13 protein-coding genes are annotated in these 13,821 nt (G+C 52.6%); 5 read left to right on the top strand and 8 right to left on the bottom strand.

What is annotated here, in order from left to right; genetic code table 11:
- Nucleotides 1-249: 249 nt before the first annotated feature.
- Together fbaA and A7E48_RS08825 are read left to right on the top strand one after the other, a co-directional pair.
- A complete protein-coding gene (gene fbaA / locus A7E48_RS08830) occupies nt 250-1,272 on the top strand; it encodes a class II fructose-bisphosphate aldolase (RefSeq protein WP_068172366.1) in 1,023 nt (340 codons plus the stop codon).
- Between the two features lie 139 nt (nt 1,273-1,411).
- Nucleotides 1,412-1,840: a DUF3151 domain-containing protein gene (locus tag A7E48_RS08825; RefSeq protein ID WP_068172363.1), complete on the top strand. Its 429-nt coding sequence runs from the start codon at nt 1,412-1,414 to the stop codon at nt 1,838-1,840.
- Between the two features lie 89 nt (nt 1,841-1,929).
- Here A7E48_RS08825 and ald read toward each other — a convergent pair whose 3' ends face one another.
- The 5 genes from ald to A7E48_RS08800 form a co-directional block, all read right to left on the bottom strand.
- Entirely contained in the window at nt 1,930-3,018 is a 1,089-nt protein-coding gene (gene ald / locus A7E48_RS08820; protein WP_068172360.1) for an alanine dehydrogenase, read from the bottom strand.
- A 163-nt stretch (nt 3,019-3,181) separates the two neighbouring features.
- Nucleotides 3,182-3,628 (bottom strand): hypothetical protein, encoded by a 447-nt coding sequence (locus A7E48_RS08815; protein WP_068172357.1) that lies wholly within the window; start codon nt 3,626-3,628, stop codon nt 3,182-3,184.
- Nucleotides 3,621-4,088, bottom strand: a complete 468-nt coding sequence (locus A7E48_RS08810) for a hypothetical protein (protein ID WP_068172354.1) — start codon at nt 4,086-4,088, stop codon at nt 3,621-3,623. The genes A7E48_RS08815 and A7E48_RS08810 overlap by 8 nt, the downstream gene beginning before the upstream one ends.
- Before the next feature lie 21 nt (nt 4,089-4,109).
- A complete protein-coding gene (locus A7E48_RS08805) occupies nt 4,110-4,508 on the bottom strand; it encodes a hypothetical protein (RefSeq protein ID WP_068172351.1) in 399 nt (132 codons plus the stop codon).
- 175 nt (nt 4,509-4,683) lie between these two features.
- Nucleotides 4,684-5,598 (bottom strand): hypothetical protein, encoded by a 915-nt coding sequence (locus A7E48_RS08800; protein WP_068172348.1) that lies wholly within the window; start codon nt 5,596-5,598, stop codon nt 4,684-4,686.
- Nucleotides 5,599-5,802: 204 nt separating this feature from the next.
- Between A7E48_RS08800 and pheA the strand changes: the two genes are divergently transcribed.
- Nucleotides 5,803-6,747, top strand: a complete 945-nt coding sequence (pheA, locus tag A7E48_RS08795) for a prephenate dehydratase (protein ID WP_068172346.1) — start codon at nt 5,803-5,805, stop codon at nt 6,745-6,747.
- Nucleotides 6,748-6,811: 64 nt separating this feature from the next.
- Here the strand turns inward: pheA and A7E48_RS08790 are convergent, their stop codons facing one another.
- The gene (locus tag A7E48_RS08790) at nt 6,812-8,056 is read right to left on the bottom strand and encodes a diacylglycerol kinase family protein (protein ID WP_068172343.1); all 1,245 of its coding nucleotides are present in this window, start codon (nt 8,054-8,056) and stop codon (nt 6,812-6,814) included.
- A gap of 151 nt (nt 8,057-8,207) precedes the next feature.
- On the opposite strand from A7E48_RS08790, the gene serS reads away from it, so the two are divergent.
- A complete protein-coding gene (serS, locus tag A7E48_RS08785) occupies nt 8,208-9,518 on the top strand; it encodes a serine--tRNA ligase (protein WP_068172510.1) in 1,311 nt (436 codons plus the stop codon).
- Between the two features lie 96 nt (nt 9,519-9,614).
- On the opposite strand, the gene A7E48_RS08780 is transcribed toward serS, so the two are convergent.
- Together A7E48_RS08780 and A7E48_RS08775 are read right to left on the bottom strand one after the other, a co-directional pair.
- Nucleotides 9,615-10,814 carry a globin domain-containing protein gene (locus A7E48_RS08780; protein ID WP_068172341.1) on the bottom strand — a complete coding sequence of 400 codons (1,200 nt, stop codon included), beginning with the start codon at nt 10,812-10,814 and terminating at the stop codon, nt 9,615-9,617.
- Nucleotides 10,815-11,014: 200 nt separating this feature from the next.
- Nucleotides 11,015-12,571 (bottom strand): FMN-binding glutamate synthase family protein, encoded by a 1,557-nt coding sequence (locus tag A7E48_RS08775; RefSeq protein ID WP_068172338.1) that lies wholly within the window; start codon nt 12,569-12,571, stop codon nt 11,015-11,017.
- 212 nt (nt 12,572-12,783) lie between these two features.
- Between A7E48_RS08775 and A7E48_RS08770 the strand changes: the two genes are divergently transcribed.
- Nucleotides 12,784-13,632 carry a Cof-type HAD-IIB family hydrolase gene (locus A7E48_RS08770; protein WP_068172335.1) on the top strand — a complete coding sequence of 283 codons (849 nt, stop codon included), beginning with the start codon at nt 12,784-12,786 and terminating at the stop codon, nt 13,630-13,632.
- The last annotated feature ends 189 nt before the right edge of the window (nt 13,633-13,821 follow it).

The raw sequence follows: 13,821 nt of genomic DNA, 5'->3' as shown, positions 1-13,821 counted from the left end.
CAACCTGTGAGTGGATTTTACCGGGGAATTCTTGGTCCAAATGCCCCAATCCCACACAAATAATCTGGTATTAGGTGGGTTTATGTGTGAAATAGTATGTCGATAACTCTTTAGTTTGCCCCTCTCCTTGGTAGAATTAGAGCAGATGAGCACCTCGTGCTGGGAGGGCTTCACCGCTAGCTCGGTGCGATGTGCTTTATTGAAGAAACCATCAAAACGGTGGTTAACATTTGACCCGAAGGAGTCAGCATGCCTATTGCAACCCCGGAAAAATATGCAGAAATGCTTGAAAATGCTAAGTCAAAAGGCTTCGCATACCCTGCCATCAACGTAACCTCTTCCCAGACCCTCAACGCAGCACTTCAGGGCTTCGCTGAAGCTGGTTCAGACGGCATCGTGCAGGCATCTACCGGTGGCGCAGCTTACTGGTCTGGTGCTTCTAAGAAGGACATGGTTGCTGGCTCTCTCGCATTCGCAGCTTACGCACGCGAAGTTGCTAAGCAGTACGACGTCAACATTGCGTTACACACCGACCACTGCCCTAAAGACAAGCTAGACGGCTTTGTTCTGCCCCTGATTGAGGAGTCCGAGAAGGCTGTTGCTCGCGGTGAAGATCCCATCTTCAACTCCCACATGTGGGATGGCTCAGCTATTGCGCTCGATGAAAACCTCGAGATCGCACAGCAGCTTATTGCTCGTACCTCTAAGAACCACCAGATTCTCGAAGTTGAGATTGGTGCAGTGGGCGGCGAAGAAGACGGCGTTGAAGGCGCTATCGACGACTCGCTCTACACCACTACTGCAGATGCTATTAAGACTGTAGAAGCTATTGGTCTGGGCGAAAAGGGCACCTACATGGCAGCTCTTACCTTCGGTAACGTTCACGGCGTTTACAAGCCCGGTAACGTTCACCTACGCCCCGAACTGCTCAAGCAGATTCAGGATGAAGTTGGCGAGAAGTACGGCAAGGATAAGCCTTTCTACCTCGTATTCCACGGTGGTTCAGGCTCCACCGAGCAGGAAATCGCAGATGCAGTTTCCTACGGTGTTATTAAGATGAACATCGATACCGATACCCAGTATGCATACACCCGTCCCGTTGCAGGTCACATGTTGGCTAACTACGACGGCGTCCTGAAGATTGACGGTGAAGTTGGTAACAAGAAGGTTTACGATCCTCGCGTTTGGGGTGCTAAGGCAGAAGCTGGCATGACCGCTCGCGTGGTTGAAGCAGCTCAGCAGCTTGGCTCCGTAGGTACTTCACTGAAGTAACCGCACGCTAGAAAAATGCCCGCTCTCCTGGAGGAGGGCGGGCATTTTTGTGTCTTTGCTGGTTACCCACTTCTTTTTCCTGAGGAGGAATCTCGGTAGCATGGGACTGTAAAACAACGAAGAAACGAGGATATTTAGAATGTCACTTGCTGGTAAAAATCTTCTGGACGGCCCAGACCCCACTTTCCTGCCTCGTGAGGCTGAGCTAGAGAACCGCATTCAATCGGCAGATCCTGCCGCAGAAATTGTCAAAGACTTTCCGAAGTCTTCTCTGGCATGGGCAAACCTCGCCGAAGAGGCCCTCGCCGCTGGCAACACCGTGGAAGGTTACGCCTACGCGCGCGTCGGCTATCACCGAGGCTTGGATGCGCTGCGCGGAAACGGCTGGAAAGGTCACGGGCCTGTACCCTTCTCTCACGTTCCTAATCAAGGATTCCTCAAAGCCCTATATCTGCTAGGCCAGGCGGCAGCAGAAATTGGGGAGACTGACGAAGCTGAACGAATCGATAAGTTTCTCGACGATTCAGACCCCACCGCTAAAGAGATGCTCGCAGGCGAAAGCGCCTAAACGTATCGTTTCTTAATACAGTGAAGCCCTGCATCGTAAAAGATTGCAGGGCTTCACTTTTTCACCAGCGCAAAACGCCAACCAGAGATTTATGCGGCAGGCAATTCGGGGAACGCTTCGGCTACTCCGGCAAAAGTGATTTTGCCGCCGTCGGTGTTCACCCCGAGCTGTAGCGTGGGGTCCGCTTCGAGTGCTTCCCGCACACCCTCTGCCAAGCGGAGAATATAGGGGAGAGTGGCGTCGGTGAGCGCGATGGTGGACGAGCGTGGCACCGCACCGGGCATGTTAGCCACGCAGTAATGGCGAATGCCATCGACCTCAAAGATGGGGTCTGCATACGTGGTAGGGCGGGAAGTCTCAAAGCAGCCGCCCTGGTCGATTGCAACGTCAATCAACAGGGTATTTTCTTTCATGTGCTTGAGGTCTTCGCGGCTAATAACGTGCGGCGCTTTAGCACCGGGGACCAGTACGGAGCCGATAATGACGTCCGCGTTCTCAATTTCCCTGCGAATGTTTGCGGGGTTTGAGGTGAGCACGCGAGCAGAGGAACCGAACTGGTCGGATAGCTGGCGCACGCGCGGGCCGTAGCCTTCAAGGATGGTTACTTCTGCGCCCAAGCCAACAGAGATTTGGGCTGCCTGGGTGCCAACATTTCCGCCGCCAATAACGACCACACGGGCGGGCGCAACACCGGGGGTTCCGCCGAGCAGGACGCCGGGGCCTCCTTCAGTGCCGAGCAGGTATTGTGCTGCGGCACCGGCGGCTAGCCGGCCTGCCACTTCGCTCATCGGTAGCAGGAGGGGGAGCAAGCGTCCGTCGCGCACTGTTTCGTAGGCGATTGAGAGAGTCTTGGAATTCAGAAGAGCTTCGGTGAGGGGCTTATCCGCCGCTAAATGCAGGTATGTGAAGACAGCGAGATCTTCCCGAAGATACTTGTACTCAGCCTCGATGGGTTCTTTTACTTTGACGAGAAGTTCCGCCTTGCCCCAGGCGTCGTCCTGAGTAACGAGCTGGGCGCCTGCCTTCTCGTATTCCTCGTTGGAGAATCCGGCGCCTTCGCCAGCTCCGGTCTCAACAAAAACTTCATGGCCTTTTGCGGTGAGCGCGAAGACTCCATCGGGAGTCATGCCTACACGCTGTTCCTGGGGCTTAATTTCTTTGGGTACGCCGATGCGCATTTTCTTTCCACCTCACGTCGTTGGGTAGCGGTAGTTCTTTAATACTCTCGCAGATTGAGGGCTAAGCCAACTGTCCCTCTCAATGTGAAGTGTGGTCAATTTTTTGGTGTTTTGGCGCTCAAAAAGCCACAAAATTGACCATAGTTTGACACACGTGGGGAGGCTACATTTCCTGGGGTGGAAAATGCTCGGATCGGGGTTCTTTGTAGACCCAGGGCATCAAATAGTGAATCATTAAGGTGAAAGCTAAAGCGCAAATAATGCAGATAAGTCCTAATGTAGCAGCATGGGGAATTGTGTGAATAAAGCAATATAAAAGAATTAAAAAAATAATGAGAAAAAAAGTATGGAAAAGGAAGGTTTTTCTAGGGTTAGTAATTTTTAGATCATAGGTGTATCCCCATGCAGAATTTTGCCCCAATGTCCATTGAATAAACCACATCACCGGAAGGAAAATCAAAACAACAGGAAGATTATAAATAATTTGTATCTGAGCAATTAGTGGGGTTAATCCGTAGACTGTTCCCATAAATATTGCGCTTTTCCAAGGACCTCCTGAACGGAGAACCCTTATCTGGTTGGTGATAGTAACGGTGCGGGATTTAGGCATGGTGGTCTTTTCTCAACGGATAGCGCCAGGGTATGAGCTTGCGGAAGTAATACAACGAGAGCGCAAAAATGATGCCGCCAAAAACGAGACTAGCCAGTACATTACCGCCCGAGGAGGTTATCGTGAGAACCAGAACCAGCAGGGGGATGAATACCAAAAAGACACCGGACGTCGACTGGGTGGCGCGCGGATAGGAGCCCTTATCTCCCCACCAGCGGTAATTCAAGGGATCAATCCGAGCAAGAATCACAATCGCCGCAAAGCTCAGAAGTGCTACTAGGAGAAGCCAGAGAATTCCATACGAAGCAGCCGCCGGGAGGAGCGCCATCATGGCTGCGGTGCCGAGAGCATTGGGCCAGGGCATGCCATAGCGTTCCTCATAGCGGACGCCGTCAAACACGCCCGTTTTGTCGGGTGGCTCTTCGGAAGGAGTTTCGAAACCGGGGTAGTAGCTTTCCATGTTTGCTCCTTTCCATAAGAATCAAAAACCGGTATAAACGGTAGGCTGCAAATATTTAGTGCTCAGGGTGACTGCCAGAAAAACTAAAAATACCCATATCTCAACTGCTAACTCGGATATTTCTAGGACCGCGAAAATCATTGTGAGAATGAAAGAAAACAATAGAATCAACGCGTTAAGGGCATTTTTCAATTTTTGAGTTTCGTTGGGAAATCCATCTTGATTCCAGCGCGTTAGAACAAAAATAGTGCCCAGATGGCCGGCAAGAGCAATAGCCAAAATTATGGTGGGGACGTGCGCCAAAAATGCATACATGAGCAGGGAATATGCCGCGCCGCGAGCATACGCCACGTGCCACGTTGTTCCGTTGATGAGCGGCCCAGGCGATTTTTCCTGGGCGCTAAGCTGTGGTTCGCTCAAAACTGCCTCCTCACGTGGTGTTCCTCCTATTGTAAAGGTTGTCACTTAAAGGAAGACAGGCCCAGAGAACCTAAGGTTCTCAGAGGTGGTATCCCCGATGCTCACCATCGCGCGTCGAACTGTGGTCAATTTTCTGGCGTTTTGACGCTCAAAAAGCCACAAAATTGACCATACTTTAGGAGTTTCTCGCCCGCAGAACTTTCATCACTGCTTTGGGTATCATTGCCCCACGAAAATATTCAAAATTGTAGAGATCAGCCGCAAAAATACGCACTTCAACCCATCCCGCTATATGAGTGCGTGCTCTGCGCTCTTCGTCCAATCGCATCTGCCGTAAACCAGTATGATGGACCCCTTCGTACTGGATGCTTATCTTTCGAGCAAAATCTGCCAGATCAGGCTCACACACGTACCTGCCGCAGCCATCACGAATCACCGGATTCACAGCTAACTCTGTGATGCCATATTCGCCTAAAAGTAGCCTCAGCTCTGTTTCTTTGACAGAATCGACCCCCTCTGCTGCAAGGTCTAGTGCCTGAAGGCAGACTTCTTTGCCGCGATGATTTTTCTTGTGTTGGAGATACTCCAACAAAGAATCCTTCGTAGTAAGAGAAACTCGTCGCCTTTGAGCCGCCGGCAACAAACCATCCGCCACATACACTAGTTGACGAGCGCTCATCATCAATCCCAGGTCTAGAAAAGTGCGCTCGACTGTAGTGATGCAATGGCTGTCATCTTCGGTGATTTCAGACTGGCTCAGCTTGCCTCGCAACTGCTTGATACCGCGGCGTCTCACCCGTTTGTTGTTAAGGGTATATAAATAAACATCAGTTGTTTCTTGCTGTTCTGGAGGCGTCCGGAGTCCATAAATTACAGAGGCTGATGGTCCTGCAATAACGCTACTTTCCACGCTTTGCGCAAATGTGTGGATTTTTTGTTCTGCTGAGATTTCAGCTCGGTTTAGAGCATAGATTTTATATCCCAGCCGTCGCACTTCCACTCGATGGGAAGCATAGGGCGAAACGCCGTCGGCTAAATTATTCGTCGTGAAGATAGGCGGTAAGTCGTCTACTTTGGGAGTGTTCACCATGAGTACATAGTGACCCAGAATCGTGCCTCTGGGACGGGAAGATCTAAATCTGTGGATAAACATGAGCTGTTTTGAAGATTATTTTTAATTGTGGAAAAAGTTTGGTCAATTTTTTGGTGTTTTGGCGCTCAAAAAGCCACAAAATTGACCAAACTTTCAGGCGCGAACGCAATCTAAAGTAAAAGAGAATCTACACTGGAAACCATGCGCTATACCTTCCTCGGCCCCGCCGGCACGTTCACCGAAACCGCTCTTCTTGCTGTACCTGAGGTGGCAACTTCCGAGCGTTTTCCTTCTAACTCTGTACCCGGCGCGTTGAACGCCGTCCGTGCTGGGGACGCTGACGCCGCGATGGTACCTATTGAGAATTCGGTGGAGGGCGGTGTGACAGCGACCCTTGATGCCATTGCTCTCGATAACAGCCTGCGCATCGTGCGGGAAATTCTTGTGCCCATCCAATTCGTGCTGGTGGCGCGCGAACACATTTCTCTTGAAAACATCACGAAAATTTCTACCCACACCCATGCCTGGGCGCAGGTTCGCGCGTGGGCAGAGCAACGAGTACCCACAGCCGAATACATCCCCGGTCCGTCCACCGCTGGTGCCGCGCTGGGCTTGCTTACCGAGCATCCACCCTATGACGCAGCAATTTGCGCCCCTGCAGTCGCCAAAACTCACCCAGAACTCAAGGTGCTGGAAGAGAACATCGGGGATAATAAGCACGCAGTCACTCGCTTTGTGTTGGTGGCTAAGAATCCCGAAATCCCCGCCGCTACAGGGGCAGACAAAACCACTCTCGCTATCCCGCTTCCCGAAGATCGCCCCGGCGCCCTGCTTGAGCTCTTGGAGCAGTTCTCTACACGCGGTATCAACCTCTCGCGTATCGAATCAAGACCGACCGGTGCTTTCTTGGGTTCTTACTTTTTCTCAGTGGATATTGATGGGCATATTTATGACGCGCGGGTCCGCGACGCCCTGCGGGGTCTCCACAGGGTCTCCCCGGATATCCAGTTCCTGGGTTCTTACCCTCGCGCTGATTCACGACCGACGAACGTCGACCCTATCCACAACGAAGACTCGTTCGACGCCGCCCGCGCCTGGGTGGAAACCCTCTTCCCGCAGGGACGCCCGGAAAATCTGCAACACTAAGGTCTGATCCGAGAGTGAGAGTTTGCTGAAGCTACGCTGTGGCTCTCACCTCCACGAATCAACCTTACTTATCGAACCACTTCTGCACTTTGCGGGAGCGATCTTCGAGAGTGTCCACGAATTCCTGCAGGATGGTGTCGCTAGAATCCGCGAGTTTTTGCTGCAGTTTTTCGCGGGATTCGAGAATTTCCTGGGGTATTTCGTTCCACGGACGTGTGCGTACTCTGTCCTCGGGGTAAAGGCGCACGTTCACCGCTGCGGGCACAATTTCGGCATCCAGATGGGTGGCGGGTTCCAGTACGTCGCCGTCGACCTCAACAGGCAGGGGCACGCCTTCAAAATCAACAGAAACTTTCTTGCCAATGAAGTGTTCCACCACGGGGGTGCGGCGGTCGAAGACGCTGGGGCCGAGCATGAATCGTGCAGATACGCGAAGCCAGCCCATGAGGCTACGAGGGGTCAAAACAATAACTTCGAGTTGACCATCGCGCGCGGTAATAGATGAGGTGAGTTTGATTCCGCCCTGGACTTCGCCACAGTTAGCGATGAGTACCGTGCGAATTTTGCGATCCAGAATAGTTTCGTCGTCGAGAACAATCTTGGCTGGTCGGCGCGGTGCCACCACGTTCTTCAGGCCCGACTGTACGTAGGCAACCCAGCCGAATCGTGCTTTGAGTTCCTCGTTGGCGTCGGTCATAATCTGTGCGTCGAAACCTGCGCCACCCATGACCAGGAAGTTGCGCACGGTTTCAGTGCGAGCTTCATTGCGCATATTGATGCGCACCATGTCGATCGGCTGAGTGTAACCGTGCAAGGCTGAATTTACGCATGCCTCAATATCCCAGTACTCCAGTTTGAGGTTACGCGCCAGCAAGTTGCCGGTGCCCAGGGGAACGATTCCGAGCGCGGCGTCGGAACCAGCAATACCTGCTGCGACCTCGCGCACGGTGCCGTCGCCACCGATGGCGATAACAATCTCTGCGCCGTTCTTCACGGCGTCTTTCGCCATCGAATAACCGGGGTCATCAACCTCGGTTTCGTAGAAGATGGGCTCGTCCCAGCCCGCTTCTGCAAGCTGCTCTTTCACTACCTTGCACCCGTATTGGGCGTTCACCTTGATGGGGTTGAAAATTACTGCCACGCGCTTGGGCTCTGTGGGTTCAAGCATCACGTGCCAGGGGCGATAAGTCGGAAAAATATCCGGACGTTTATTTTGTCCCGCTTTGACCACAGCCCACGAAACCGCGGTGTAAGTGACACCCAGCGCTAGGGCACTGATGGCGGCGATATTTTTCTTGTTTCTCTGCATGCTTACTACTTTACAGGGCAAACAAGCTCGACGGCGCTGGGCTGCTGTGTGTGGACTGAGAACATCCTTAAAACACATTCAACTTAAGTTCCCACCGCTAAGGCTTCTGTGAACCCTGCGAATGCGCGGCAAATGCGGTAAATTTAGAACTGTGATTGACATTAATCTTCTGCGCGAAAACCCCGAAATATTCCGTGAATCGCAGCGTGCACGCGGCGCTGACGTATCACTGGTAGACCAGATTCTTGAAGCGGACTCCAACCGCCGCTCGTCCATCTCTGAGTTTGAAAATCTGCGCGCTGAGCAGAAGGCTTTTGGCAAGAAGGTCGCTGCGGCGCAAGGCGAAGAGAAGCAGGCTCTTCTGGCAGAGGTCAAAGAGCTCTCCCAGCGAGTCTCTGCGGCAAAGACCGCTACCGACGACGCTCAGGCGAAGTTGGACGACCTGCTCATGACCATCGAGAACCTCATCATCGAAGGAATCCCTTCCGGCGGCGAAGACGACTTTAAGGTTCTGAAGACCGTAGGCGAGCCCCGTGATTTCTCAGCTGAGGGTTTTGAGCCTCGCGATCACCTAGAAATTGGTGAGCTGGTAGACGGCATCGATATGGCACGCGGTGCCAAGGTGTCCGGTTCCCGTTTCTACTTCCTCAAGGGCTACGTTGCTCGCATGGAGCAGGCGCTCTTGACCATGGCGTTGGATCAGGCAGTTTCCAACGGCTTCATTATGATGACCACCCCTACTCTGGTACGCCCAGAGACCATGAACGGTACCGGGTTCAACGTCAAGCATGACGACGAGATTTACCGCCTTGAACGCGATGACCTCTACTTGGTAGGGACTTCGGAAGTTGCCCTCGCTGGCTACCATGCCGATGAGATTTTGGACTTCTCTGACGGCCCCATCAAGTACCTCGGCTGGTCCTCCTGCTACCGCCGTGAAGCTGGTTCTGCTGGTAAAGATACCCGCGGCATTATTCGTGTGCACCAGTTCAATAAGGCAGAGATGTTTATCTACGCGCCCCAGGAACAGGCTGAGGATCTTCATGATCAGCTGTTGGGCTGGGAAGAGGAAATGCTGCAGAAGTGCGAGCTTTCCTACCGCGTGATTGATACTGCCGCTGGTGATTTGGGCTCATCTGCTGCGCGTAAGTTCGACTGTGAAGCATGGGTTCCTACCCAGGAGACTTACCGTGAGCTGACCTCAACCTCGAACTGCACCACTTTCCAGGCACGTCGTCTGAACGTGCGCGAGCGTACCGCAGATACCGTGGATGCCAACGGCAAGACCAAGAAGGGCGCTACCCGCTCGGTAGCAACCCTCAACGGCACGCTGGCAACTACCCGCTGGTTGGTTGCAATTCTGGAAACCCATCAGAATGAAGACGGTTCAGTGAACGTTCCTGAGGCTCTACAGCCTTACATGGGCGGTCTCAAGGTCATCCCCGTGGCGAAGAAGAAGTAATTTCTCACTGCACGGATAAAAATGTGCCTCGAAGGCAATTTTTATGAACCCGAGGGCTTATAAAAATTACCTTCGAGGCACATCTTTTTGTTTCCTTTAGTATCGTCTGTGCATCGTGCGGCGAGTTGCCGTGTGCATGTAAGGGTCAGACCCAAAGGTCTCAAATTGGATGTTTTTACCGGGAACGCCGTTGGCAATCAAACCTGAGCGCACCGTCTGCTTAAAATCAACAGGACCGCACACGTAGGCAAAGCTACGCGGAGTGATCTCTAGCTTTTTCATGTTGATATTTCCGGTGAAGTCTCCTTCACCGCTGGCCTGCAAGAAACTGATGAGCTTGCCGTGGGGGAGTTTGCCAGTGGCTTCTTCTAGCTCTTTGCGGTATGCCCAGGTGCGCAGCGATTCGTCGGCGTGTACGAAAATGACGTCGCGCGCCGCGTGCTCGCGTGCCAACTGGTGGGCGAAAGCAAGAGCAGGGGCGACGCCGATTCCCTGAGTAAAGACATAGAGGGGACTGAAGCCGTCGGTGACGGTCTTCTCAAGTGTGAGATCTCCATAGGGGTTAGAAATCTCTACGGTATCGCCTACCTGCAGTCCGGTAAGAATGGGGGAAATTTCTCCCGTTCTATCTAGTTCCACAGCGATGCGACGCTGGTTGAGACCGCAGGGTAGCGCAACGTACTGGCGGGGCTGACGCAAACCGTCTTTCGTTTTGACGATGACCGAGAGGTACTGTCCGGCTTTAACATCGCTGAGGGGAGTGTCGTCGGCAGGCTCGAATACCAAGTCGAAAATTTTGTCTGCTTTTTGTTCTTTTTTCACCAGGGTAAAAGGTGCGTTAACCTGGTCGTTCGCCTGGCTATCGTAGAGGCTACGTTCAATGCGAATGAGAGCATCTGCCATCATCCAGTAGATTTCCGTCCACGCATCGCGGAATTCAGGGGTGTATTCCTCGCCAAATTCTTTTTCGATGGCTTTGAAGAGGAACTGGTAGACCGTCACATATTCTTCAGCGGGAACACCCAGGGAGGCGTGTTTGTGTGCTACACGAGTAAGAATCTCATCGGGGCTGGAGCCGGGATGGTTCAGTACATAAGAGGCAAAGAAAGTGATAGAACCTGCCAGCGCTTGCGGCTGAGTTCCTACTGCCTGATCGACACGGGAGAACATACCATCGAGTAAGTCCTCGCGTTCGGTGAGCATGTCATCGTAAAACGCAGGGGTAATTCGCCTGATACGTTCTTGCATATCAGGTAACGTTTCTTCAATAATTTGGCGTGAAGATTCAGATAGCATGGTCCCTCATGTTTCCCGTGGACTCAAACGGCGCGTCTGAAGATGCCGTGTTGATTGGCCGCGACTATAAGTTTTCTATATCTAAAACCTACCCTAAGGGAAAAGTGGATTGCCTAGAAATATGTCCTTCTTATGGGTGAGTTAGTAAATGAGCCTTAAAGAAGAAAAGCCTCGGCAGAAAAACTGCCGAGACTTTTTCCTTAGGCGCGCTGGTGTTTTGCGTGCTCTGGAGTGAAGGAGTGGGCGTCGGCGCGCTCCCAACGCTCTTGCCATTCCTCGGGTACGTCGCCGGTGAGGAAAGCGCCAGGTTCGAACCAATCGTAGAGTTTTGCGTAGGACAGCGAGTGCGTGGAGTCTACACGGTGGAATACGTGCTCGGGACCCAGGTCTTTGAAAGAATCCAAGCCCATGGAGGCAAGAATACGCATTGCTGAGTTCATCACGCCTACGTGGTAATTACGCACGCGGGCACCCTTGTCATCAATATCGATACCGCGTTGTAGCCATGCGTTTTGAGTAGCTACACCGGAGGGGCATTCGTTGGTGTGGCACTTCTGCGCCTGTACGCAGCCCGTCGCCATCATCATACCGCGGGCTGAGTTAGTGAAGTCGGCGCCCAAGGCAATACGACGAACGACGTCGGCGCCGCCGGTAATCTTTCCGCCGGCTCCGATAGAAACGCGGTCGCGCAAACCTGCGCCAACCAGTGCGTTCTGAACAATAATCAGACCGTTGGTCAGCGGTACGCCTACTGAATCTTCGAATTCGAGAGGAGCTGCACCGGTTCCGCCTTCTGCACCGTCAACGGTAATCCAGTCGGGGCAGATGCCGGTTTCGATCATTGCCTTGCAGAGGGATAGAACCTCAATCTCCGAACCTACACAGAATTTAATACCTATAGGCTTGCCGTTGGATAGTTCGCGGAGCTGACCCACAAACTGCATGAGCTCTACCGGGGTGGTGAAAGCGCTGTGAGCCGCCGGTGAAATGCAGTCCTGACCTACAGGAACATGGCGTGCCTCAGCGATTTCTTCGGTAACTTTTTCACCGGGGAGGTGACCGCCCAAGCCGGGCTTTGCGCCCTGGGAAATCTTCACCATAATGCCTTTGACCTCAGGGGTCGCAGCTTTCTTGGCAAAGAGCTCGGGGTCGAACTTGCCGTCGTCGTCGCGGCAACCAAAGTAGCCCGAACCGAATTCCCAGATGAGATCCGCGCCGTGCTTCAAATGGTATTTGGTGAGTCCGCCTTCACCGGTTTCTTGAGCGAAACCGCCCATGGCAGCGCCCTTATTCATTGCCATTACGGCGTTAGCTGAGAGAGCACCGAAGCTCATCGAAGAAATATTGAAAAGTGAAATGTCGTAGGGCTGAGTGCAATCGGGGCCGCCCAGGCGCTGGAAAGGTTCTTCTGCCATCATGGGAACAGGCGCCATAGTGTGGCGTACGATGTCGTAGCCCACTTCAGAAATATCTTGCTCGGTACCGAACGCTTTCTCGCCGCTAAGACCCTTGGCGTACTCATAAATCATGGTGCGGGTATCTCGGTTAAAGGGGCGTCCATCACGGTTACTCTCAAAGAAATACTGGCGTAATTCGGGGCGAATGAACTCAAATCCAAAGCGTGCCCAGCCAATTACTGGGAAGTTGCGGCGGATAGAGTGCTTTTTCTGAAAGGCGTCATAGGTTGCGAGTCCTGTGAGGCCAATACCAGCGGTAGCTGAAGCCGCCTTTAAAATTTTGGAAGTTTTATCTGACATCTTTGTCTCTCCTGGGGTGCATGCTGCTGTTAAAGGTATATCAATTCTAGGGAAAACTAGTTCTTTAGAGCACACTTGGCAAAGGATTTTTAGGGTATGGCATGCATGCTTCTTTACGCTTCAAAAGATTCACATTCCGTTTCCAGGGAGTCAATCTGTACGCTGAGAAATAGATAATTCACACTGGAAAAGTAGCGAGGGTGATAAGTGTAATGGAACAAGTACGAGTGCATCCGCCGGTTCGGAGTAACTGGGTCAAAGAGGACGGAGCACGATATTTAGTAGCCCTAGACATTGATGGCACGCTGGTTTACCACGATGGCACCATGACCGACGCCGTGAAATTGGCGGTGCAGGATGTCGTCAGTGCTGGGCACGTGGTAGTAATTGCTACTGGGCGCTCTCGACAGGCGGCTCTCCCGATTGCCGAGATGCTAGGGATTGAACACGGGTACATGGTGACTTCTAACGGGGCGGTCACTTTGGAGCTTTCCCCCAAATTCGACAACGGATACCGAGTACTGGACACCGTGAAGTTCAATCCCACCCGCGCTATTGCTCTCTTGCAAGAAAAGGTGCCTTACGCGCAGATGGCACTGGAATCGCCGTCGGGCGAAATTTTCGCTACCGACGATTTTGAAGACGGCTCGTTCGGTGCCAAAACCATACCGGTCACTAAAGAAGAAATGCTTCAGCATGAGAGTGCTACTCGTGTGGTGGTCTTTGCTGATGATGTGGACCCGGAAACCTTCAAGAAGTCCATCTATGAGGCAGGTCTGCATGGGGTGAACTATGCCGTGGGATGGGCTGCGTGGCTGGACTTGGCCGCGCATGGCGTCTCTAAGGCGTCGGCGTTAGAGCAGATTCGACGTCACCTTCATATCGACCCCGCGCACACCGTTGCCATGGGGGACGGGCATAACGACAAAGAAATGATCCACTGGGCAGCGCGCGGAGTGGCGATGGGCGAGGCGCCTGATGAAATCATTGAGGCGGCCAACGACGTGACCCTCAGCGTGTACAAGGACGGCGTCGTGCCGATTCTCCAAGAGCTCCTCTAGAGACTCCTAGCGCAGTAATCTGAGTTTGTATCAGAAAAGTCGGTTTTGTACCAAAATTATGGTGGTACTTACCGGCTTTTTTGATACAAACTGCTTGTCTATGAGCCCCCATCACTTGGGTAAAGATAAGCATACTGTTATTCTTGATGAGTTATATATCCCCAATCATTCAATCTTCAACGTGAGGAA

The organism is Rothia sp. ND6WE1A (genome assembly GCF_001683935.1).
GTDB classification, from domain to species: domain Bacteria; phylum Actinomycetota; class Actinomycetes; order Actinomycetales; family Micrococcaceae; genus Rothia; species Rothia amarae.
This window is presented reverse-complemented; position numbering and strand designations above follow the sequence as displayed.